Source organism: Occultella glacieicola (assembly GCF_004353825.1).
In the GTDB taxonomy this organism is placed as follows: domain Bacteria; phylum Actinomycetota; class Actinomycetes; order Actinomycetales; family Beutenbergiaceae; genus Occultella; species Occultella glacieicola.
The window spans coordinates 178,043-198,935 of sequence record NZ_SMNA01000007.1; the positions used below are offsets into that span (position 1 = coordinate 178,043).

Consider the following 20,893-nt stretch of genomic DNA (forward strand, 5'->3'; position numbering starts at 1 on the left):
GTCACATCGGACGTCGGAAGGGCCATCGTGCCATCGACAGTGATCATCCCCGCCAGCGACGTTGCCACCCGGGTCATGCGCACGATCCTGGTCCTGGCAGGCGTCGCGCTCGCCCTGCTGCTGATGCGGCCGTCGGCCGCCCACGCCGACGTCACCGACCTGACACCGCCACCGGACGGCTGCCTCGCCTATGACGTGGACGCCGTGCCCTTCGCTGAGACCTCCGACCCCCAGACGCTCGACCTGCAGCTCGACGGCCCGGTGATCCAGGTCATCATCGAGTGGGCCGGGATCTGGCAACCCGCACCGCTCGACCCGACGATCGGGGTCGAGGTGGTCGGACCGGGTGGCACCCTCTCCGGCGCGTACGCCGGCACCGAGTCCACGGACGCCACCGCATTGCCGGCCGTCCCGGAGCCGATCGTGTACGGCTACGTCGCCGACATCACCGAGCTCTTCGGGGCCGGCGCCGAAGGCACCTACACGGTGAACATCACGCCGCCCATCGACGGCATCGACGCGGACGAGGCCCGCTGGGGCGGCGCCACCGTGACCGCGGTCTACGACAGTTCGCCCTGCGACGACGTCGCCACCGTGATCTGGAAGACCGGCGCCGACTTCTACTTCGGCGGCAACTCGACCTCCTCGCCGACGACCGAACTGATCGTCTACGACTGGGGCTACCCGCTCACCGAGGACTACGTCGCCTCCTTCTCCACCTCGCACGCGGGGGCCGACAACGCCGCGACCGACTGCCGGGTCTCCTCCATCTGGGTGGCCACCGGCGACGGGACGGCGCCCGGGAGTTCGGAGGACCTCGTCGACGACGACGGCGTCCCGAACCCGGCGTACGGGGGCGTCGAGGGCATCGTGTCCCCGTTCACCCCACCGAGCCAGCCGTGCCCACCTGCGACGGTCACGGCCCCCGTGGTCTCCTTCACCCCCGGCAGCATGGGCCCGGAGCAGACGCTGGTGTACTTCGACGTGCTGATCCCGGCGGGTTCCACGTGGGCGGCGTTCCAGCTCGAGTCGCCGGCCGACAACGGCGGCCACCCCGGTCTCCCGGAGTCCGGCGCCTGGAGCGGCGCCGGCCTGCTGATCCTGCCGGCGTTCGTGCCGCCGGCACCGGAGATCGCCCTCGAGAAGACCGTTCTGGACGGCGCCGGGGCCGCCTGCCCCGGGGTGGAGGGCACCGACGAACTCGTCTCGGGCGAGCCGACCACCCCGGTGACCTACTGCTTCCGGGTCACGAACACCGGCGACGTGGCCCTCTTCCCGGTCACGCTCGACGACCCTGACCTGGGCATCACCGACGCCGACATGACCCTGGTTTCCGGTGACGACACCGTGCCGCTGCAGCCGGGGGAGGAGTTAGTCTACTCCTACGACTCCACGATCACCGCGGACCTGCTGAACACCGCGACCGTCACCGGCCAGCCGGAGGGTGGCGGCGAGCCGGTCACCGACACGAACGACGCGTCGGTCCAGATGTATGTGATCACCGGCACCGTGACCCCGTTCTGCGAGGCGGACGCCCCGTACCTCGGGTACGACATCCAGACGAACGCGCCCGGGACGACGGCGACCATCACCTTCACCGGTGACGGCGGTTCGGAGTCGGTCACCGTGCCCGTCGGGACCGGCAGGGTCCTCTGGCCGGGCGCGGAGGTCGGCCCGGACGGCGTCGGGATCGACTGGCCCGGCTGGGACCAGAACGCCGACGGCGACTGGTTCGAGAACGCCGCCAACCCCTACGCCTGGGCGCGCCCGGACGTGCAGATCACGGTGACGGTCAACCCGACCACGGAGCCGGTCACGGTCGCCTACCCCCCGGGTACGCCGACCTGTGTGACGGCGCCCCCGCCGAACGAGCCCCCACCGAGCGGTCGGCCGCCGTCGAGCCCGCCACCGCTCGCGGAGACCGGTGCCGGTGATCCTGCCGGGCCGGCCGGCCTCGCCGCGGCGATGACCCTGTTCGGCGCCGCGCTCGTGGTGTTCTCCCGCCGCCTGGCTCGCCACTGATCCACCGGAGGCCGCCTCCCCACCGGGAGGCGGCCTCCGGCGCGCCCGTTCGGGCCCGTTCGGACGTCCGGCCCGGGTCCCGCCGCCGACCTGGGTCGAATCGTTTCGCATCCGCCGGCAGATGTGTAGGGTTGTCGACGCGATCAACCCACCAGGACACTCATCGAGGAGCCCCTTCCCATGCCCGGAGCCATCTCCGTCCAGCTGTACTCCATCCGCAATGCCATGGCGGAGGACATGCCCGCCGCCCTGCAGCGCACCGCCGATCTCGGATTCGAGAACGTCGAGCTGTACGGGTACGTCGACAGGGTGGACGCCCACCGGGAGGCGCTCGCCGCTGCCGGCCTGAGCGCACCCTCCGGGCACGCCCGGCTCGTGGTCTCCGACGACGTACCGGGTGTCCTGGACGCCTCCGCCGCGCTCGGGATGACCACCGTCATCGACCCGTCCATCCCCGAGGAGCAGTGGGCCACCCGCGAGCTCATCGAGGCCAGTGCCGCACGGCTGAACGAGATCGCCAAACAGGCCGCCGACCGAGGGCTCGAGGTCGGCTACCACAACCACTGGTGGGAGGTCGCCTCGGTGGACGGCACGCCCGGCCTGGAGATCTTCGCCGCTGCCCTCGACGAGGGCGTCACCCTCGAGGTGGACACCTACTGGGCCGAGGTCGGCGGGGTCGCCGCGCCCGACCTGCTCCGCCGCCTCGGTGACAAGGTCACCCACATCCACGTCAAGGACGGCCCGGCCACCCGCGACACCAAGGCCCAGCTGCCCGCCGGGCAGGGCGTGGTCCCGGTCGCCGACATCCTTGCCGCGGCTCCGAACGCGCTGCGCGTCGTCGAGTTCGACGACTACGACGGCGACGTCTTCGACGGCCTCGCGCAGAGCCTGGCCTGGCTGAAGGCACAGGCATGAGCGAGTCCTTCGTGAGCGCCGCTCGCTCCGGGCGTGTCGGCGTCGGCATCATCGGTGCCGGAGTGATCAGCACCCAGTACCTGACCAACCTCACGAAGTTCGCCGACCTCGACGTCCTCTTCGTCGCGGACCTGGACGTGGAGCGGGCCCGGGCCAAAGCCGAGGAGTTCGGCGTGCCCGGCAGTGGGACCGTCGCGGAACTGCTCGCGGTCGACGCCATCGAGATCGTCATCAACCTGACCATCCCCGCCGTGCACGTCGAGGTCGGCGAACAGATCATCGCCGCCGGCAAGCACCAGTGGAGCGAGAAGCCGCTCGCCCTCGACCGTGAGTCCGGCCGGCGCCTGCTCGAGTCCGCCACGGCCGCTGGTCTGCGCGTCTCCTGTGCGCCGGACACCATCCTCGGCGCCGGGCTGCAGACCGCCCAGCGGCTCCTCCTCGAGGGCAGGATCGGCACGCCGCTGAACGGCCTCGTGCTGCTCCAGGGGCCGGGGCCGGAGTCATGGCACCCGAGCCCGGAGTTCCTCTTCGACGTCGGCGCCGGGCCGCTGTTCGACATCGGCCCGTACTACCTGACGGCGCTCGTGCAGTTGCTCGGCCCGATCGCCCGGGTGAGTGCCACCTCGTCGACGGCGCGGACCACCCGGGTGATCGGGTCCGGTCCCAAGGCCGGCACCGAATTCCCGGTCAACGTGCCGACCCACCACGGTGCCCTGATCGAGTTCGCCGGCGGTGCGGCAGCGCAGACGACGTTCAGCTTCGAGTCGGTCCGCAAGCGCACCCTGATCGAGGTTGCCGGAACCACCGGCACGCTGGAGGTGCCGAACCCGAACACCTTCGACGACTCCGGCCATCTGTGGCTGCCCGGGGCCGACGAGGCGGAGGAGGTCCCGGCGGTCGGCTCCACCTACGGCCGGGGCAGCGGTGCGCTCGAGCTGGCCCGCGCGATCCGCGCCGGGGTGCCCGAGCGGGCGTCCGGCGAACTTGCGTTCCACGTGCTGGACGCGATGATCTCGATCGCCGAGTCGGCGCTGTGGCACAAGCCGGTGGAGCTCGCGAGTTCCGCGGCCGCGCCCGCGCCGCTACCGGCCGACTGGGACCCGGCTGCGGCGACGCTCTGAACGCATCCGAGCACCGCCCGGCCCGCGTCCTCGCGGGCCGGGCGGTTCAGGACAGCGGCTTGTGCGAGCCCGCGAGTGTCCCGGAGAGGAAGACCACGACGCCGATCCCCAGGAGCAACCCCATCGACGCGGTCCAGGTGCCGGTCGCGGCGTAGAGCGCGCCGACGGCGACCGGCGCGAGCGCGGCGAGGCCGTAGCCGACCGTCTGGGTCATGGCCGACACGCCGCGCACCTGCGCCACGCTCGTCGAGCGCAGCGTCACGAGGGTCATCGCCATGGCGAACGACGACCCCTGCGCGTACCCGGTCACCACGCACCACACCCAGAACGCCCCCGGCGCCGCGAGCATCCCGCCGATGCCGATGAGCCAGGCGCTGAGGATGACCGCGATCAGGACGCGCCGGGCCCGCACCCGGGCCAGCAGCACTGGGGCCGTCAGCGTGCCGAGGATGCCGACGAGCTGGAAGGCGGAGGCCGCCGCACCGGCCGTGGCGGCGTCCGTGCCGGCGAGCTCCGGCAACATGCTGGGGAGCCAGGCCGTCATTCCGTAGAACAGCCCCGACTGCGTGCCGAAGTAGATCGCCAGCACCCAGGCGCTCGGCATCGACCACGGCCGGTGCGGGGGCTGCCCCGCCGGTGGGGCCGGCTCGGCTGGATGCGGAAGGCGGGCCCAGACGAGCGCGGCGACCAGGGCGAGCGCGGCCCAGGCGGCCAGTGCGGGCTGCCAGCCGAGCCAGAGGGCGAGCGGCACGGTCACGGCGGCCGCGATCGCGGCGCCGCCGGTGACCGACGAGGTCGAGATCGCGGTCATCGGACCCTGGTGCGCGGGGAAGTCCCGGCGCACCACCACCGGGAGCAGCACATTGCCGGAGGTGATGGCCAGGCCGATCACCGCGGTCCCGGCGAGCAGCGCCCACGCCGGTCCCCACGGGCGGATCAGGGTCAGGGTGGCGATCACCAGCAGTCCGAAGACGATGACGCGGTCCACCCCGAACCGGCGCACCGCGGCGGCGATCAGGGGGGCCCCGACCGCGAAGCAGACGACCGGGAGGCTGGTGAGCAGCCCGGCGGTGGTCGGGTCGAGCCCCAGGTCGGACCGGATGTCGGGAAGAACCGCGGCGAGCGAGGTGATCGGGGCGCGCAGGTTGATCCCCACGAGCACGAGCGCGGCGGCCAGCAGTAGACCGGGTCGGCCGCGCAGAACCTCCGCCGCGCTGCGTCGCCCGGACCGGGTCGGCGCAGGATCGGTGGTCATGGCGGTGACGCTAGACCGTTTCCGTCGTCGGCGTGGAATCGGTCCGTCTCGCGATCTGGGCGGACGGAACGATGCACGGATGCCGGGCGTTGGGGGATGTGTAGGGCAAAGGGAGTTGCGGGTCACCGCGGCGGCCCGAGCCGGCACGAGACGAACGAGCATGGGAGTAGACGTGGATGCCCTGGCGCAGGCCCGATCCGAGGTTCGTGGGATGGTTCCCGCCAGTTCGCTGACCGGCATCCTGGGGCTCACCGATGTCCTCGGACGGGTCGGGGAGGCCGGGATGGCCCTGACCCACAGGATCGAGACCGTGACCGGGATGCGGGCCGGCGAACTCCAGGTGCTGGTCGCGGTCGAGGACGGGGCCGAGCACCCGCGAGCCATCGCCGCCCTCACCGGGCAACTTCCTGAGGCCGCCGAGGTCACCGTCAAGGCCCTCGTCGCGCGAGGCCTGCTCGGCCGTCACGCCCACCCGGCGGACCCGTCCGGTGAGCCGGGCCTCGTGCATGTCACCCCGATGGGCACGGCGGCCCTCGAGCAGGCGGAGGCCGTTCAGATCCGGGTCGTGGACGCGCTCGCGCGCACGATCGGCGTGGAGCGGACCAAGGATCTGAGCCGCAATCTCACGGTCCTCGCCGACGTCCTCGAACACGGGAACGGGCTCGGCGGGCAGCCGCATCCCGACCGTCCCACGCACCTGCGCACGATCGAGGCCTGAGGCGGAGACCGTTTGCCCGGAGTCAGCGGCCGGCGAGCCAGCCGGTGAGCCGGTCCGGGCGGTCGGTGATGATGCCGTCCACCCCCGCGTCGACCAGCGGCGCCCACTCCGCGGCAGTGTTCGGCGTCCAGACGTGCGCCTCCAGGCCGGCCTCGTGGATCCGGGCCAGCACTTCGGGTCGTTCGAGGATCAGGGTCGCGGGCGGGTTCAGGGCCACGACGCCCAGTTCGGCCGCGAGCTCCAGGGTGGCGTCGTCGAACTCGCTGATGAGCAGGCCCCGGCGCAGTTGCGGAGCCACCGCCTGCAGGGTGCGCAGCATCTCCACGGAGAAACCCTGGACCAGGACTCGGTCGTCGATCCCCGCCTCGGTGACCTCGGCGAGCAGCAACTTCGTCGGTTCGGCCGGCCAGGCGCCCTTGAGTTCGAGCAGCAGACCGAGGCCCCGGTGGCGCAGCAGCACCTCGACGACATCCGCGAACAGCGGCAACGCGGTGCCGGAGTAGGCGGGCGCGAACCACGAGCCCGCGTCGAGGTGACGCACCTCGGCGGCCCGGAGGGCGGCGACCGGGCCGGAACCGTCGGTCGTGCGGTCCACGGTGTCGTCGTGGATGACGATGCCGACGCCGTCCTCGGAGACCTGGACGTCGATCTCGATCAGGTCCGAGCCGCCGAGCGCGGCCGACTCGAAGGCGGGCAGGGTGTTCTCCGGAGCGACCGAGGAGTTACCCCGGTGCGCGATGATCAGTGGGCTCGTCGTGATGGGCACCGGCCCAGCCTAATGGTCCAAGGGAGAACGCTCACCGACGGTTGAGGAAACGTTCACCGACAATCGCAACGTGTGAATCAGGGCAAGGGCTTCCGGTGGCGCAAATACGACGGCCGTGCAAGGCTCGTGTGGAAACACATTCTTGAGCCACAGGGGATTCCAGCGATGGATGCAGATCCGGCGACCGATGCCATAGGTGGCGTCGTGGTGCGCTGGCTGCGACGTGGCATCCTCGCCCTGGGCACCGCCACGGCAGGGGTCCTGATCGGCGCCGGAATCGCCGTGGCCGCGGCGGGGGAGCAGCCGGAGACTGGCTCCGAGGTGGCTGGCGGCTTGCTCGACGGGCCAGTCGGCCTCGTGCAGGAGATCGCCGCACCGGAGGACGTCGGCATCGAAGACGTTGTGTCGCGCGCGAGTGAGCCCGTGCTCGAAGTGCTCGAGCCGCTGGTCGCGGAGGTGGTCGAGCCGGTCGCCGAGCCTGTGGTCGCGGAGGTGGTCGAGCCGGTCGCCGAGCCGGTGGTTGCCGAGGTGGTCGAACCGGTGGTTGCCGAGGTGGTCGAACCGGTGGTTGCCGAGGTGGTCGAACCGGTGGTTGCCGAGGTGGTCGAACCGGTGGTTGCCGAGGTGGTCGAACCCGTCACGGCGCCGATCCTGGACGAGGTGGCTCCGGTGACCGATCCGGTCGTCGACCACGTACTCGCCCCAGTGACGCAACCGGTGCTCGACACCGCGTCCTCAGTTCTCACCGGGATGACCGCACCTGTCCGCGCCGTGGTGGATCCGGTCCTGGACCCGATCCGTGAGCCCGTCCGTCACGTGCTCGACCTTGTGGGACGCGCTCCGGGCGGCGTCGTCGTGGATGTGCTGGATCTTTCGACCCCGGTGGTGGGCGCCGTGATCGCGCCGGCGCCCGATGCGTCAGGTCCGCTCGCGGCGGCTCACGACCCGGCTGACCTGAACGACGCGGCGGCGGTCCGCGGGCTCGGTCCGCCCGCCGTCGGCGTACTCCAGATGGCAGCGGGATCGGCCGATCTCGTCCCCGCACCGCAGTTGGTCGGGGAGTTCGTCGGTTCCAGTCCGCCGGGTGATCCGCCGTTGGTGGAACCTGCCGACACGCCTCGGTCGGCCGACGAGCCAGCGCGCGCACCGCTGCGCCAACTCGGCACCGCTCCCGGGAACGACCAGACCCCGTTGCCGACCAGCGCTCAGCCGCGCCCGGGCGAGGCCACGTCGGCGACAAGCATCGACGTGCAGCCGCGCGTTGGGCTCGTCGCGATCGATGGTGACGACATTGGTCCGCGGGTGAGCGCCGATCCGTTCGACATTCCTGTCTCGCCTGGGTGATCTGAGCCCCGTGAGCCCTGCTCACGTCGGCATTAACCCGAGCAACTTTCGGACATTTCAGATCATTCGAACAGGAGTGGATTCATGCATGCCATTGTGAGAACTGCATTACGCACATTGATCGTGACCGGCGGTCTTGTCATAGCCGGTGCCGGCGCCGCGCAGGCGGCCGAGGGGGACCTGCTCGACGACCTGGCGGCGAGCGTCCAGGACACCGTCGGAGGTGACGTGATCACCGATGCCGTGGCGGACAACACGGTGACGGTGCCGGTCTCGATCCCGGTGACGGTCCGCGACATCGCGGTCGGAGTCGTCGGCGACTCCACAGTGAACTCCACGGAGGCCGATGCGAACCCCACGGCTCCCGCCGTGCCCCCATCCGAACCGGTGGAGGTCGTTGCGGAGCCCGCGGCGAGCGACGATGCCCTCGTCGAGGATGTGGCGGCGGACAATACGGTGACGGCGCCGATCAGCGTCCCGGTGAGCACCGACGATGTCGCGCTGGGGGTGCTGGGCGACGCGGAGGTCTCTTCCTCGCAGGGGCAGGAGGAGGCGACGGCGGTCCAGGCAGCACCGGCGACCCCGGTGGACGTGGTCACCGGTGGTGATGGCGGTTCATCTGACGCGGTAGCTTCCGATGAGGTGGCGTCTGATGTGGTGGCCGACAACACTGTGACGGCTCCGGTTGTGGTGCCGGTGACGGTCGGTGATGTGGCGCTGGCGGTCGTGGGTGATTCGGCTGTGGGTTCGACTGGTCCGAGTGCTCCGGCGGGTGCTGGTTCGGTGGACGTGGTCACCGGTGGTGACGAGGGTTCGTCTGACGCGGTGGCTTCGGACGCCGTGGCCTCTGATGTGGTGGCCGACAACACTGTGACGGCTCCGGTTGTGGTGCCGGTGACGGTCGGTGATGTGGCGCTGGCGGTCGGGGGTGATTCGGCTGTGGGTTCGACTGGTCCGAGTGCTCCGGCGGGTGCTGGTTCGGTGGACGTGGTCACCGGTGGTGATGGCGGTTCGTCTGACGCCGTGGCCTCTGATGTGGTGGCCGATAACACTGTGACGGCTCCGGTTGTGGTGCCGGTGACGGTCGGTGATGTGGCGCTGGCGGTCGTGGGTGATTCGGCTGTGGGTTCGACTGGTCCGAGTGCTCCGGCGGGTGCTGGTCCGGTGGACGTGGTCACCGGTGGTGACGAGGGCTCATCCGACGCCGTGGCCTCCGATGAGGTGGCCTCTGATGTGGTGGCCGACAACACCGTGACGGCGCCGATCACCGTTCCGGTCACGGTCGGAGAGCTCGCGCTCGGCGTCGGTGGTGACTCCGCCGTGATCTCCACCGGAGCGACCATCCCGACCGAGCCGACGGTCTCGCCGCCGAGCCAGCCGGGCGCCCGATCCCCGCAGGGGCCGGTACCCGCTGCTCCGATCGGCGCGATGCCGTCGAACGCATCCGGCCCGGCAGCAACCGAGACCGGCGTTGTGCTCGCGGAGACCGGTCCGGTGTCCGCGGCCGCGGCGACCGGGCTCGCCCTGGTGCTCATCGTGCTCGGTGGCCTGCTCGTCGGATTCCGGACGTGCACCGGACGATGACCGGTTCCCGAGGCCGCGACCGTGGGTCTCGCCCACGGTCGCGGTCCGGCATGGGGACCTCTGGCCATCGCGTCGACGACGCGGCGTCGATACGGTGCCACGAGGGCCCGCGAGCGGCGGGACCCGGGTGCCGATCCGTGGGGAGTCCTGTGGCGAGTGTTGAGGTGGTGCCGGCCGACCTCGCCGCTGCCGCCACGAGGCTCGAGGAGGCACGCGACGGCGTCGCGTCCCTGCGCACCGACGCGGACCTCGCCGCCGTGGCCGCCGCACTCAAGGGCAGCGACAGCGCACGTGCGGCCGACGAGCTCGCCGCCGCCTGGCGGCGGCGCCTGCGCGCCTGGGACACCGCGGCGCAGCGACAGATCGAGGCGATGGGCGTCACGGCGAAGGCCTACGAGGTACAGGACGGCGAGGGCGCGGCCACATACGCGCGTCTCGGCCCGGCACCGGGAGGGCGCTGAGCATGGCCACGCTGTCCCAGGTACGGTCCTGGCAGCCCGAGGCGCTCGGGCTGCTGGCGGACACGATGGTCCAGCGCCGACGCACGCTGGTCGCGCTCCAGGACGAGATCGACGACGGCGCCCCGCCGCCGACCTGGGCCGCCGACTCCGCCGTCGCGGCCGCCGCCTCGCACACCGCGCTGCGTGAGGACCTCGCGGACCTGGTCGCCGAGGTGGCACAGGTCGCCGCCGCCCTGGACACGGCGGCGGACGCCCTCACCCGCGCGCACGGCGAACTCGACGAGGCGGCCAGCGTGGCCGGTGCCAACGGGTTCACGGTCTCCGCGACCGGACGGGTCACCGATGCGCGGGATGCGCTCACCGACGCCCAGGAGATCGCCGACCGGCGCGCGGTCCGCGACGAGATCGTCGACCGGATCGAGCAGGCCCTGCGCAACGCGGACCACGCGGACGCCTCGCTCGCGGCGGCGCTGCGCAGCGCCGCCCGCGGTGTCGACGGCGGAACCGCCACGCTCGCGCAGGCGGCGGCCACCGGGACCACCGGCGGTCAGCGCGAGGTGCTCCCGCCGCCCCCCGGCGGGAGCGACCACGACCAGAACTCCTGGTGGGAGGGCCTGACCGAGGCCGAGCAGGCCGAAGTCATCGGCGAGCACCCCGAGTGGATCGGGAACGTCGATGGCATCCCGGCCTGGGCGCGGGACGAGGCGAACCGGGCACTCATCGGTGACTACCGGTCCGACCTGACCGACCGGCTCGCGGCCGCCCGGGAGGCCGGCGACGACGGCCTCGCGCGGACCTTGACCGAGAAGCTCGACGGACTGGACGCCGTCGAGGACACCCTCGAGCTCGGCAACCGGCACCTGCTGCTGCTCGACATCACCGGGACGGACCAGTTGATGGCCGCGATCGCCTACGGGGACGTCGACACCGCCGACCACGTCGCCGTCTTCACCCCCGGGTTCACCACCACCGTGGCCGGCAGCATGGCCGGCTACGACAACCAGATGGCCGACCTCGTCGAGCAGTCGGCCGCCCAGGCGGAAAAGTATGGCGACGGCGGGACGGTTGCCGCCGTGGCCTGGCTCGGCTACGAGGCACCCCAGTGGGACAACGTGCTCGATCCGGGATCGTCCGTGGCCACACGTGGACCGGCCGAGGCCGGCGCGGGGAACCTCGCCGCTTTCTACAACGGGCTCGACGCCGCCCGGGACTCCGACCCGCACCTGACGGCGCTCGGCCACTCCTACGGGTCGCTCACCACCGGCCTGGCCCTGCAGGAGCAGACCGGCGTCGACGACGCGATCCTGTACGGATCTCCCGGCATCGGCACCTCCCACGTCGAGGACCTGGACGTGCCGGACGGCCACGTGTACCGGCTCGAGGCCCGCCGGGACGCGGTCGCCGACGTGGGCGCCCTGGGGCCGTTCGGCATCGACCCGTCGCACCTCGACGGGATCACCGGCCTGAGCACCGAGGCGGGCTCCGTCGGCGGCAACTCCTACGGCGAGTCCGTCGGGCACAACGACTACCTGACGGAGGGTTCGATGAGCCAGCACAACATGGCCTCGATCATCGCCGGGGCGCCCGAGCAGACCGTCGAGGGCGACACCCGTGGCTTCGGCGACATCCTCTCCTGGCCGCTGCCCTGGACCTACTGATGGACGAACCCATGGACCGGAACGCACAGTCCTCGAGCACGGCCCCGAGCATGGAGCAGGTGCTCACCGACTACGCCGCGATGCGCGACGAGATGACATCGGCGCTGGCCAGGGCCCTCGGCGAGCGGGCCTGGCGGGAGTCGCCGAACTCGCCCGGCCCGCGCCGCTCCCGGATCGGTGGCGCGGACCCCGCCGCCGAGCAGGTGGGTCTGGTCACCTGGTCCTTCGAGGGCACCTACCCGGCCGACACCTGGCATGGCGCCGCGCGGCTGGTCGCCGAGGTCGGCCGCGCGTACGGGTTCACCGACGGCGGTGTCACCGTGGACCGGCCCGGCGACCTGGAGATATTCGGGGTCGATGCCCTCGGGGGTCGCTACACATTCGGGATGGCGACGAACACGATCCTGACCCTGCGCACCGGGCCGCTGCGGTGGGAACACCCACCGGAGCCCGCCGGTCCGCAGACCTGACCTTCCGCGGGAGCGGCTCGGGGGTCCGCTCCCGCGGAAGCCGGCCCGGCCGGTTCACCCCAGGCCGTGCAGACGCGCCGCCTGTCGGGTGAGGTGGTCCCTCTCGGCGCCGCTCGCGGCGAGCCGCGCGGCCGCCAGGTACTCCTCGCGTGCCACGCCCAGATCGCCCGCACGTTCGTGCAGGTGGGCCGACACCGCCGTGCGTCGCGGGACGTCGGCGGGCACGTCCCGCAGCGCACGCAGCCCGGCGAGCGGACCATCGGCCTCCCCGACCGCGACCACGCGGTTCAACGCCACGACGGGGCTGTCCGTCAGCGCGAGCAACTCGTCGTACCACTGCAGGACCTGGGTCCAATCGGTGTCCTCCGGCCGCTGCGCATCAGCGTGCAGGGCCGCGATCGCGGCCTGCGCCTGGAACTCGCCGAGCCGGTCCCGGTCCAGCGCGGCCTGCAGGATGCCGATCCCCTCGGCGATCAGGGTGGTGTTCCAGCGGGACCGGTCCTGCTCTGCGAGCGGCACCAGGGCGCCGTCGGCCGTGAACCGGGACTCGCGACGGGCGTGGTGCAGCAGCATCAGCGCGAGCAGCCCGGCCACCTCCGGGTCCTGTGTTCCAGCGGCGAGCTGGCGGGTGAGCCGGATCGCCTCCGCGGTCAGGTCCAGATCGCCGCCGTACCCCTCGTTGAAGATCAGGTACAGCACTCGCAGCACCCGTCCGAGATCGCCGGGGCCCTGCACCCCCTGCGTGGCGACCGTCCGCTTCGCCCGGCTGATCCGCTGCGCCATGGTCGCCTCGGGAACGAGGTAGGCCGCGGCGATCTGCTTGGTGGTCAGACCGCCGACCGCGCGGAGTGTCAGGGCCACGGCGGACGACGGCGTCAGGTCACGATGGCAGCACAGGAACAGCAGGAGCAGGGTGTCGTCATCGGTCTGCGCCGGTCCGGCCGGCGGCTCGGCGTGGTCGACCAGTTCGCGGCGGCGGCGGGCCGCCTCCGAGCGGAGCACGTCCAGATGCTTGCGCCACGCGACGGTGACGAGCCAGCCCTTCGGGTCGTCCGGGCGGCCGTCGGGCCAGCGCCGGACGGCCTCGAGCAGGGCCTCCTGCACGGCGTCCTCGGCCGCCGCGAACTCGGCACCGCGTCGGACGAGGACGGCGAGCACCTGCGGGACGAGTGTCTTGAGCAGGTCGCCCTGGTCGACCTGCGCCTCGAACGCGCCGTTCGCCGTCCCCGACGCCGTCATTCGGTGACGGTCGTCGGATTGCCGAGGAACGGCCGCACCTCGATCCACTCCTGGAGCGGCAGACCGCCCGGCCCCGGTGCCGAGGACAGGTATGCGGCCGCCTCATGGGCCTGCTCGAGCGTGTCCATGTCGATCACCATCCACCCGGCGACCACGTCCTTCGTCTCCGCGAACGGCCCGTCCGTGACCGGCGGCCGGCCCTCGCCGTCGAACCGGACGAACGTGCCCTCCGGGGAGAGTGCGGCACCGCTGACCCACTGGCCCCGCTCGCGCAGGTCGTCGGCCATCCGGTCCATGAACGCGATGTGGTCGGTCACCTCCTGTGGTGTCCACTGATCCATCGGCGTCTCGGCGTTCGGCATCTGCTTCGGGCCGCCGCGGTAGTGCTTGAGCAACAGGTACTTGGCCATGGGATCCTCCTGGGTCGTGGCGGCCATTGTGGCTGCCCTCACCCCTGGGACGGAACCCTGCGCCGGTTCTCGACATCGGCCGGGCATCGAATTCTGCTGGACGCTCCGGCTAGCCTCCAACGACCGACGGAAGCGGAACGGAAGGAGGTGCGCGGATCGTGATGGACCTCGACGTCACCGCGATCCTGGCCGAGTACGACCTGCACGCCACCGGCCCCGCGGTCCCGCTCGTCGGCGGCGAGGACAACCACAACCTGCGCCTCGACACCGGCGGTGCCGAGGTGGTCCTGCGCGGGTACCGGCGCTCCGATCCCGAGCGGATCCGGGCCGAGTTACGGCTGGTCTCCTTCCTCGCGGACCGGGGGTATCCGACGCCGGCCCCACTGCGGACCCGTGCCGGAGCGGTCCTGGTGATGGCAGGTTCACCGGTGGCGCTGTTCCCGCTCGTGCCGGGCGTGGTCCCCGACGCGATCACCACCGCGCTGGCCGGGCGGATGGGCGAGCTGCTGGCGAGGCTGCACCTGATCGCCACCGGGTGGTCCGACGCGCGCATGCCCACGATCGACCGGCTCGGCCTCATCGACCAGGCCCTGGAGTCCCGCCCCGACCTCGACGGCGTCGATGAATGGCACTCGCGGATGCGGACCTTCCTCGACGCGCACGGTGCCGACCTCGCCCGCCTGGGCGACCTGCCGTCCGGGCCGCTCCACCACGACCTGCACCGCCACAACCTCCTGGTCGCCGGCGACGCGGTGACCGCAGTCCTCGACTTCGACGAACTCAACCACGGAGCGTTCGTCCTCGACCTCGCCCGGGCCCTGTTCTACCTCGCCCTTGACCGCGACGACCGACGGTTACCGCGGGACCTGGCCGACGCCGTCGTCGCCGGATACGAACGCACCCGGGAACTCACCGCGACCGAGCGTCGCCTGCTACCGGTCGCGCTCGACCTGGTAGGCATCGTCGACGCCGCGGGCGTGCTCATGTGGGCAGCGCCGGAGCTCGGCCTGCGGCGGGTCGACGAGTGTCACAGTTGGGTGGCGTACCTGCGGAACACACGGTCGCACCAGGGAGCGGAGCGGGAATGACGGCGCACAACACACGGATCACCGACCGGGTCGAACTCCTCCGGTGTGACAACCCGGGCCCGATGACGCTGGAGGGCACGAACACCTACCTGCTCCGCGAGCCTGGCAGCGCGGAGGTCCTGGTGGTCGATCCCGGGCCGCTGGATCCCGCCGACCCCGAGCACCTCGCACACCTCGACCGGGTCCGCGCGCGTGCCGAGGCCGACGGCGGCCGGGTCGCCGCGATCTGGCTCACCCACCACCACCTCGATCACGCCGGCGCCGCCGAACGGCTCGCCCATCTCACGGGTGCGCCCGTCCGGGGAGCGGGCCGCGGCACCGCGTTCATGGACGGGGAGTCGGTCCGGTTCGGGGATCTCGAGGTGGTGGTCCACCTCGCACCCGGGCACACAGCGGACTCGGTGCTGGTGCGGGTGCCCGTCGAGACGCTGCTGCTGTCCGGGGACACCCTGCTCGGCCGCGGCACGACGGTGATCATGTGGCCGGACGGTGATCTCGGTGCCTACCTGGCGACCCTCGCCGCGATCGCCGCGGACATCGACGCCGGACGGGTCACGCGGATCGCCCCCGGGCACGGCGCGATGATCGAGGATCCGGCCGTTTTCGTCGCCGGAGTACACCAGCACCGGCTGGACCGGCTCGACCAGGTCCGCACCGCCGTCGGGCAGGGCGCCGACGGCGTCCGCGCAGTGGTGCGCGCCGTCTACGGCGACCAGGGCCCGAAGCTCGCGGCGGCCTGCGCCCGGATCGTGCAGGCGCAGTTCGCCCACCTCGGCCTCGACCCCGAGACGGACTGACAGAGCCGCGCCCCCGGATTCAGGGGTCCGGATCAGGCGTCCGGCTTGAACTTCCGGCGGGTCCTCTCCGAGAGTGCCCCGAGGGTCAGGCCGGCGACTCCGGTCCTCCCGGTGCGCAGATGGAGCATCTGACCGGCCCGCGGGCCGCCGGGCACGTCCCTCGGCAATGAGGCGGATGCGATCAACCAGGTCGGCAGCGTGAGCAGCCGCAGCACCGAGCGCAACCGGTCCGACTCGCTCTCGCTCTCGGTCAACTCCTCGTCCAGGAGTTCCTCGACGTCCTCGGCCGGGTCGGACTCCTCGTCGTCGGGCGCTCCCGGGCTCACGCAGACGCGAACGAGCTCGACGGCACTCTGCGCGCCGGAGCCGCCGAGTGCGAGCATCGCCTCCGGCAGCGGGTCGCCGAACTCGTCCAGCGGGATCTGACCGACGGCGAGGTCCTCGTCATCCTCGGGTGCGCTGTCGAAGCGGCCGATCCGCTCGTCCGCCTCGTAGGCCCACAGCCGCAACCGTTCGTCCCGGTCCACCTCCACGGCGATCGCGACGGCACGGAGGCTGCTCGCCAGGTCGCGGGCCAGGGCGTCGATGGTCCGCTTGCCGGCGGCGACAGTCCCGCGTGCGTTCGTCGCGACCGCGAGCACCCAGCGGCCCTCCTGCGGCCCGACGAATCCGGTGAAGGCGGCCCCGGCCAGCTCGGCGGCGACGGCGTCCCGCGTGGCCGCGACGTACACACCGGCGTAGCTCTCGCCCACCACCTTGTCCGGATCGGAGGAGCCCATCGGAATCATCGGGCCAGTCTGACACCGGCGAGCCAGGGTTAGGCATGGTTACCGAGTAAGCTATGGTTACTGGGTAATCGCCGCCATGGTGGCGGCATGGGAGGGGTGCCATGTCCGTCAAGCAGAGCCTGCTCGCGCTGCTCATCGAGGAGCCGATGGGGGTGTACGCGCTCCGTAAGGAGTTCGAGGCCCGCACCGGCGGCACCTGGCCGCTGAACATCGGGCAGGTCTACACGACGATCCAGCGGCTGGAGCGGGACGGGCTGGTGGAACGGGCCGACGACGGTGATGGGGACGGGGACGTCGAGCGGTTCGCGCTGACGGAGCCGGGGCGGGCCGCGGCCCAGGGCTGGTGGCTCTCCCCGGTGCGGCGCGGTGCGCCGGAGCGGGACGAGCTCGTCATCAAGCTCGCGCTCGCCGTCGGCGCCCCCGGCGTGGACATCCGCGCCGTCGTGCAGAGGCAGCGCAGCGAGACGATGCGCGCCCTGCGCGACTTCACGCGACTCAAGGCCGGTGAGCCCGACGGCGGAACTCGCCCGGGCGGTGACCTCGCCTGGTCGCTCGTGCTCGATCACCACGTGTTCTCCGCGGAGGCGGAGATGCGCTGGCTCGACCACGTCGAGGCCCGGGCGAGCCGAGCTGCGGCCGACGCGATCCCAGCCGGCCGCGCCGACTCGGCCGCCGGCCGCGCCGACTCGGCAGCGGCGACCCGGAGCCGGCGATGAGCACTGTCGGCACCGCGCCGGTCATTCTCGAACTCGTCGGCGCCACCCGGGTGCACGGCGAGGGCGTCCGCGCCGTCCGGGCCCTCGACGAGGTCGACCTGACCGTCCGGATGGGCGAGCTCGTCGCCGTGATGGGCCCGTCCGGGTCCGGCAAGTCCACCCTGCTGAACCTCGCCGGCGGACTGGACACCCCGACGGCGGGCGCCGTCCGGCTCGCGGGCGAAGCCCTCTCGGACCTGGACGCGAAGGGCCGAGCCGCGCTACGCCGTCGGCGGATCGGTTACGTCTTCCAGGACCTGAACCTGATCCCGGCGCTGACCGCGGCGGAGAACGTGTCCCTGCCGCGCGAGCTCGACGGCGTCCGGCTGCGCAAGGCGCGACGGGAGGCACTCGTCGCGCTGGAGCAGGTCGGCGTCGGCCACCTCGCGGACAGGTTCCCGGACGAGCTCTCCGGCGGCCAGCAGCAGCGGGTCGCGATCGCCCGGGCGCTGGTCGGCCCGCGTCGGCTGGTCCTGGCCGACGAGCCGACCGGTGCCCTGGACTCGGTGACGGGCGAGGCGGTGATGCGGGTGCTGAGGGCCCGGGTCGACGCCGGCGCGGCCGGGCTGCTGGTCACCCACGAGCCCCGGTTCGCGGCGTGGGCGGACCGGACCGTGTTCCTGCGCGACGGCGTGCTCGTGGACAGCACCGCCGACGACCAGCCCGAGGCGCTCCTGGCCGGCTCCGGTCCGCGGCACCGGGAGGACTGATGGACCGCAGGCTGACCCGCTGGCGGGCGTCGCTGCGGATCGCCCGCCGGGACGCGTGGCGCCACCGTGGCCGCACCCTGCTCGTGGTCGCGATGATCGCGCTGCCGGTGTTGGGGGCGACGTTCGTCGCCACCGTGATCCGCTCGTCCAGCCCGACCGTCGCGACGACGCTGCATCAGACGCTGGGGGATCAGGCCCAGGCGCTGGTCACGGTGGACCCGTGCGGCTTCGCGATCCAACAGGTGCCCACCGGCGGGCGGACCTGCCTGAGTGACCAGCCGGTCGAGGAGGTCGGTGAGGCCGATATCGCGGCACTGGTGCCGGCCGGAGCCGAACTCGTCGCACGGCACGAGTTCGGCGTCGACCTGTACACCGATGAGGTCCGGATCGGCGACGAGGTCCTCGCCGCGACCGATGCCGAACGAGTGCCCGGGCTGCTCCCGCTCACCTCCGGCGAGGTCCCGTCCGCACCGGGGGACGTGGTGCTCGCCGCGCGGCTCGTCGACCGGCTGGGGCTCGATCTCGGCGACGCGTTCACGATCGCCTCCGGTGAGAGCGAGGTGCCGGCCACCCTTGTGGGGGTCATGCGCAACGGAGACCAGTCCGGGCTGGCCGCCCAGGACACCCTGCCTGGCGATGGCGAGCTCTCCAGCTCCTGGTACGTGCTCGGTCCCGTCCCCGTCACCTGGCCCGACGTGCTCGCCCTGAACGAGATCGGGGTGGGCGCCGTCAGCCGAGCCGTACTCCTGGACCCGCCACCGCGCGCCGAGGTGCCCTACTACGCGACGTTCGACCCGGGCACGAGCGCACAGTCCAGCACGATAGGCCTCGTCGCAGCGGTCGCCGGGATCGGGCTGCTCGAGGTGGTGCTGCTCGTCGGCCCGGCGTTCGCCGTCGGGGCGAAGAGGAGCACCCGCCAGCTCGCGCTCGTCGCCGCCACCGGGGGACGGCCCGCGGACCTGCGCCGGATCGTGCTGTCGGCGGGCCTGGTGGCCGGTCTCGGAGCCGCGCTGGTCGGGATCGCGCTGGGACTGCTCGGCGGCGCGATCATCTATCTGGTCAACAGCCGCGGTGACTACCCGCCGCCGAACCTCGTGCTGCCCACCTGGGAACTGGCGGCGGTCGCCGGGGTCGCGGTCCTGCTCGGGCTCGCGGCGGCCTGGCTGCCTGCGCGCTCCGCCTCGCGTGCCGACGTGGTCGCGGCTCTGGCGGGTCGACGTTCCCAGGCCACCCCCCGACGGCGGGTGCCCTGGATCGGCGTGGGCCTGACCGTGGTCGGTCTGGGGCTGGCGATCGTCGGCGCGACGCGGGCCACGATGCTCATGCTCGTCGCCGGCGTCATCGTGATGGAGGTCGGCCTGATCCTCGCCGCCGGTGGGATCATCGCGCTGCTCGGCCGGCTGGGACCGCGACTGCGGGCTCCCGTCCGGATCGCGGTGCGGGACGCCGACCGGCAGCGCGGCCGGACCGCGCCGGCCGTCGCGGCCGTGCTCGCCGCCGTCGCAGCGGCCACCGCCGCGATGGTGTTCAGCACCAGCGAGGCACGGGCCCAGGATGCGTCCTGGGCGCCGATGGCCGCCGACGGCACCGGCTACCTGACCACCTACTCCTTCATCGACCCTGCTCAGGACGCCCAGGCTTCGTTCGACGATGCCCTGAGCGTGGTCAGGGCGGCGCGGCCCGACGCGGCGTTCACACCCGTGCTCGGCCTGATCCCGGACGACCCGGCGGGCTTTGTGGAGCTCTGGGCGGAGCCGGACCCTGCCACCGTGTGTGCGGACGACCTCACCGAGGAACAACGGGCGCAGGACGAGCGGTGCGCCGCCGGGCTCCTCACGAGCGGTTACGGCTGGGGTGCGCAGCTCCTGGTCGACGACGGCACCATGGTCGCCGCGGCGGGTCTGCCCGGCGCGGACGAGGCGGCCGCCGCGCTCGCCGACGGGCGGGTGCTCGTCAACGATCCCGACGTCATCTGGCCGGACGGGATGGTGCACCTCACCCTGGCCGCGTCGCGGGACGATGCCGGCAACGAGACCGCCGATCCGGTCGAACTGGCCGTGCCCGCGCACGTGGTCGACTGGCGCCACTGGTCGTACGGCCTGCTGCTCTCGCCGGAGGTCGTCGACCAGCTCGACCCGGCGAGCGTTGCGGCACGGGTGGCACCGATCGGTGCGCTCGTGGGGGCCCAGGCCCCGCTGGCGCAGGCCGACGTGGACCACCTCAGACGCCTCCTCGCCGACGTGGGCTCGGGAGGTGGCCTCTCGGTCGAGGGCCTGCAGAACTCGAGCGACGCGCTGAGCAACAGCCTGATCGTGGCCGGTGCCGCGCTCGCGATCGCGCTGGCGGCGACCGGTCTCAGCGTCGGGCTCGCGGCGGCCGAGTCTCGCCCTGATCTCGCCACCCTGGCCGCGATCGGCGCCAGCCCGGGCCTGCGCCGGAAGGTCGCCGGCGCGCAGGCGGGCGTGATCGCCGTCATCGGCGCGGTCGTCGGGGTCGGGACCGGCCTGCTGCTGGGCTACGTCCTGAGTCTGTGGCAACGGACCGCCGGCCAGTGGGGTGCGCTGTGGGAGACGGTCGTACCCTGGCCCGCCGTGGCGCTGCTCGCCCTCGGGCTTCCGGTGTTGGCGATCGGCGGCGCCATGGTGCTCACCCGGTCACGGTTACCGATGGTGCGCCGGATGGCGCAGTGAGCAGCGCCAACGGCAGGTGAGCGCCAGCCGCGACGGTGCCGGCCGCCGTCGGGTCGGGACGTACGTCCCACCACTGGCGACAATCGACCGACCACAGTGGGA

General features: G+C 72.4%; 19 protein-coding genes. 14 read left to right on the plus strand and 5 right to left on the minus strand.

Translation table 11 applies throughout. The features are described from left to right. Positions 1–27: 27 nt before the first annotated feature. The 3 genes from EXU48_RS15770 to EXU48_RS15780 all read left to right on the plus strand — a co-directional run bounded on the left by EXU48_RS15770 (position 28) and on the right by EXU48_RS15780 (position 4,058). Complete coding sequence (locus tag EXU48_RS15770; protein ID WP_133108635.1) at positions 28–2,022, plus strand: DUF7507 domain-containing protein; 1,995 nt, start codon at positions 28–30, stop codon at positions 2,020–2,022. Between the two features lie 180 nt (positions 2,023–2,202). After that, entirely contained in the window at positions 2,203–2,937 is a 735-nt protein-coding gene (locus EXU48_RS15775) for a sugar phosphate isomerase/epimerase family protein (protein WP_133108636.1), read from the plus strand. Continuing rightward, entirely contained in the window at positions 2,934–4,058 is a 1,125-nt protein-coding gene (locus EXU48_RS15780) for a Gfo/Idh/MocA family protein (protein WP_133108637.1), read from the plus strand. The genes EXU48_RS15775 and EXU48_RS15780 overlap by 4 nt, the downstream gene beginning before the upstream one ends. Before the next feature lie 46 nt (positions 4,059–4,104). Here EXU48_RS15780 and EXU48_RS15785 read toward each other — a convergent pair whose 3' ends face one another. Continuing rightward, on the minus strand, positions 4,105–5,313 hold the full coding sequence (locus tag EXU48_RS15785) for an MFS transporter (RefSeq protein WP_165962848.1): 1,209 nt from the start codon (positions 5,311–5,313) through the stop codon (positions 4,105–4,107). 211 nt (positions 5,314–5,524) lie between these two features. Between EXU48_RS15785 and EXU48_RS15790 the strand changes: the two genes are divergently transcribed. Then, the gene (locus EXU48_RS15790) at positions 5,525–6,031 is read left to right on the plus strand and encodes a hypothetical protein (protein ID WP_165962849.1); all 507 of its coding nucleotides are present in this window, start codon (positions 5,525–5,527) and stop codon (positions 6,029–6,031) included. A gap of 22 nt (positions 6,032–6,053) precedes the next feature. Here the strand turns inward: EXU48_RS15790 and EXU48_RS15795 are convergent, their stop codons facing one another. Next, positions 6,054–6,797 (minus strand): glycerophosphodiester phosphodiesterase, encoded by a 744-nt coding sequence (locus EXU48_RS15795; protein WP_133108640.1) that lies wholly within the window; start codon positions 6,795–6,797, stop codon positions 6,054–6,056. Between the two features lie 72 nt (positions 6,798–6,869). On the opposite strand from EXU48_RS15795, the gene EXU48_RS15800 reads away from it, so the two are divergent. From EXU48_RS15800 to EXU48_RS15820, 5 genes are all read left to right on the plus strand, one after another. Continuing rightward, complete coding sequence (locus EXU48_RS15800) at positions 6,870–8,141, plus strand: hypothetical protein (RefSeq protein WP_133108641.1); 1,272 nt, start codon at positions 6,870–6,872, stop codon at positions 8,139–8,141. A gap of 123 nt (positions 8,142–8,264) precedes the next feature. Further along, positions 8,265–9,725: a hypothetical protein gene (locus EXU48_RS24550; RefSeq protein WP_165962850.1), complete on the plus strand. Its 1,461-nt coding sequence runs from the start codon at positions 8,265–8,267 to the stop codon at positions 9,723–9,725. A 149-nt stretch (positions 9,726–9,874) separates the two neighbouring features. After that, entirely contained in the window at positions 9,875–10,186 is a 312-nt protein-coding gene (locus EXU48_RS15810; RefSeq protein ID WP_133108642.1) for a hypothetical protein, read from the plus strand. A 2-nt stretch (positions 10,187–10,188) separates the two neighbouring features. Further along, positions 10,189–11,844, plus strand: coding sequence for an alpha/beta hydrolase (locus tag EXU48_RS15815; protein ID WP_133108643.1), 1,656 nt, complete (start codon positions 10,189–10,191; stop codon positions 11,842–11,844). Positions 11,845–11,855: 11 nt separating this feature from the next. Continuing rightward, positions 11,856–12,314 (plus strand): LppA family lipoprotein, encoded by a 459-nt coding sequence (locus EXU48_RS15820; RefSeq protein ID WP_165962851.1) that lies wholly within the window; start codon positions 11,856–11,858, stop codon positions 12,312–12,314. Positions 12,315–12,368: 54 nt separating this feature from the next. Here EXU48_RS15820 and EXU48_RS15825 read toward each other — a convergent pair whose 3' ends face one another. Together EXU48_RS15825 and EXU48_RS15830 are read right to left on the minus strand one after the other, a co-directional pair. Continuing rightward, on the minus strand, positions 12,369–13,553 hold the full coding sequence (locus tag EXU48_RS15825; protein WP_133108645.1) for an RNA polymerase sigma factor: 1,185 nt from the start codon (positions 13,551–13,553) through the stop codon (positions 12,369–12,371). After that, positions 13,550–14,005, minus strand: a complete 456-nt coding sequence (locus EXU48_RS15830) for a YciI family protein (RefSeq protein ID WP_456238533.1) — start codon at positions 14,003–14,005, stop codon at positions 13,550–13,552. Before EXU48_RS15830 ends, EXU48_RS15825 begins: the two co-directional genes overlap by 4 nt. A 119-nt stretch (positions 14,006–14,124) precedes the next feature. Between EXU48_RS15830 and EXU48_RS15835 the strand changes: the two genes are divergently transcribed. Together EXU48_RS15835 and EXU48_RS15840 are read left to right on the plus strand one after the other, a co-directional pair. Continuing rightward, a complete protein-coding gene (locus tag EXU48_RS15835; protein ID WP_133108646.1) occupies positions 14,125–15,051 on the plus strand; it encodes a phosphotransferase in 927 nt (308 codons plus the stop codon). Beyond that, the gene (locus EXU48_RS15840) at positions 15,048–15,848 is read left to right on the plus strand and encodes an MBL fold metallo-hydrolase (RefSeq protein ID WP_133108647.1); all 801 of its coding nucleotides are present in this window, start codon (positions 15,048–15,050) and stop codon (positions 15,846–15,848) included. The genes EXU48_RS15835 and EXU48_RS15840 overlap by 4 nt, the downstream gene beginning before the upstream one ends. Positions 15,849–15,880: 32 nt before the next feature. On the opposite strand, the gene EXU48_RS15845 is transcribed toward EXU48_RS15840, so the two are convergent. After that, on the minus strand, positions 15,881–16,636 hold the full coding sequence (locus EXU48_RS15845) for a hypothetical protein (protein WP_133108648.1): 756 nt from the start codon (positions 16,634–16,636) through the stop codon (positions 15,881–15,883). A gap of 101 nt (positions 16,637–16,737) precedes the next feature. Between EXU48_RS15845 and EXU48_RS15850 the strand changes: the two genes are divergently transcribed. The 3 genes from EXU48_RS15850 to EXU48_RS15860 are packed head-to-tail and all read left to right on the plus strand — an operon-like array spanning position 16,738 to position 20,791. Continuing rightward, positions 16,738–17,352, plus strand: coding sequence for a PadR family transcriptional regulator (locus tag EXU48_RS15850; RefSeq protein WP_133108649.1), 615 nt, complete (start codon positions 16,738–16,740; stop codon positions 17,350–17,352). Continuing rightward, on the plus strand, positions 17,349–18,101 hold the full coding sequence (locus EXU48_RS15855) for an ABC transporter ATP-binding protein (protein WP_133108650.1): 753 nt from the start codon (positions 17,349–17,351) through the stop codon (positions 18,099–18,101). The genes EXU48_RS15850 and EXU48_RS15855 overlap by 4 nt, the downstream gene beginning before the upstream one ends. Continuing rightward, positions 18,101–20,791 carry an ABC transporter permease gene (locus EXU48_RS15860; protein WP_133108651.1) on the plus strand — a complete coding sequence of 897 codons (2,691 nt, stop codon included), beginning with the start codon at positions 18,101–18,103 and terminating at the stop codon, positions 20,789–20,791. Before EXU48_RS15855 ends, EXU48_RS15860 begins: the two co-directional genes overlap by 1 nt. Positions 20,792–20,893: the final 102 nt, after the last annotated feature.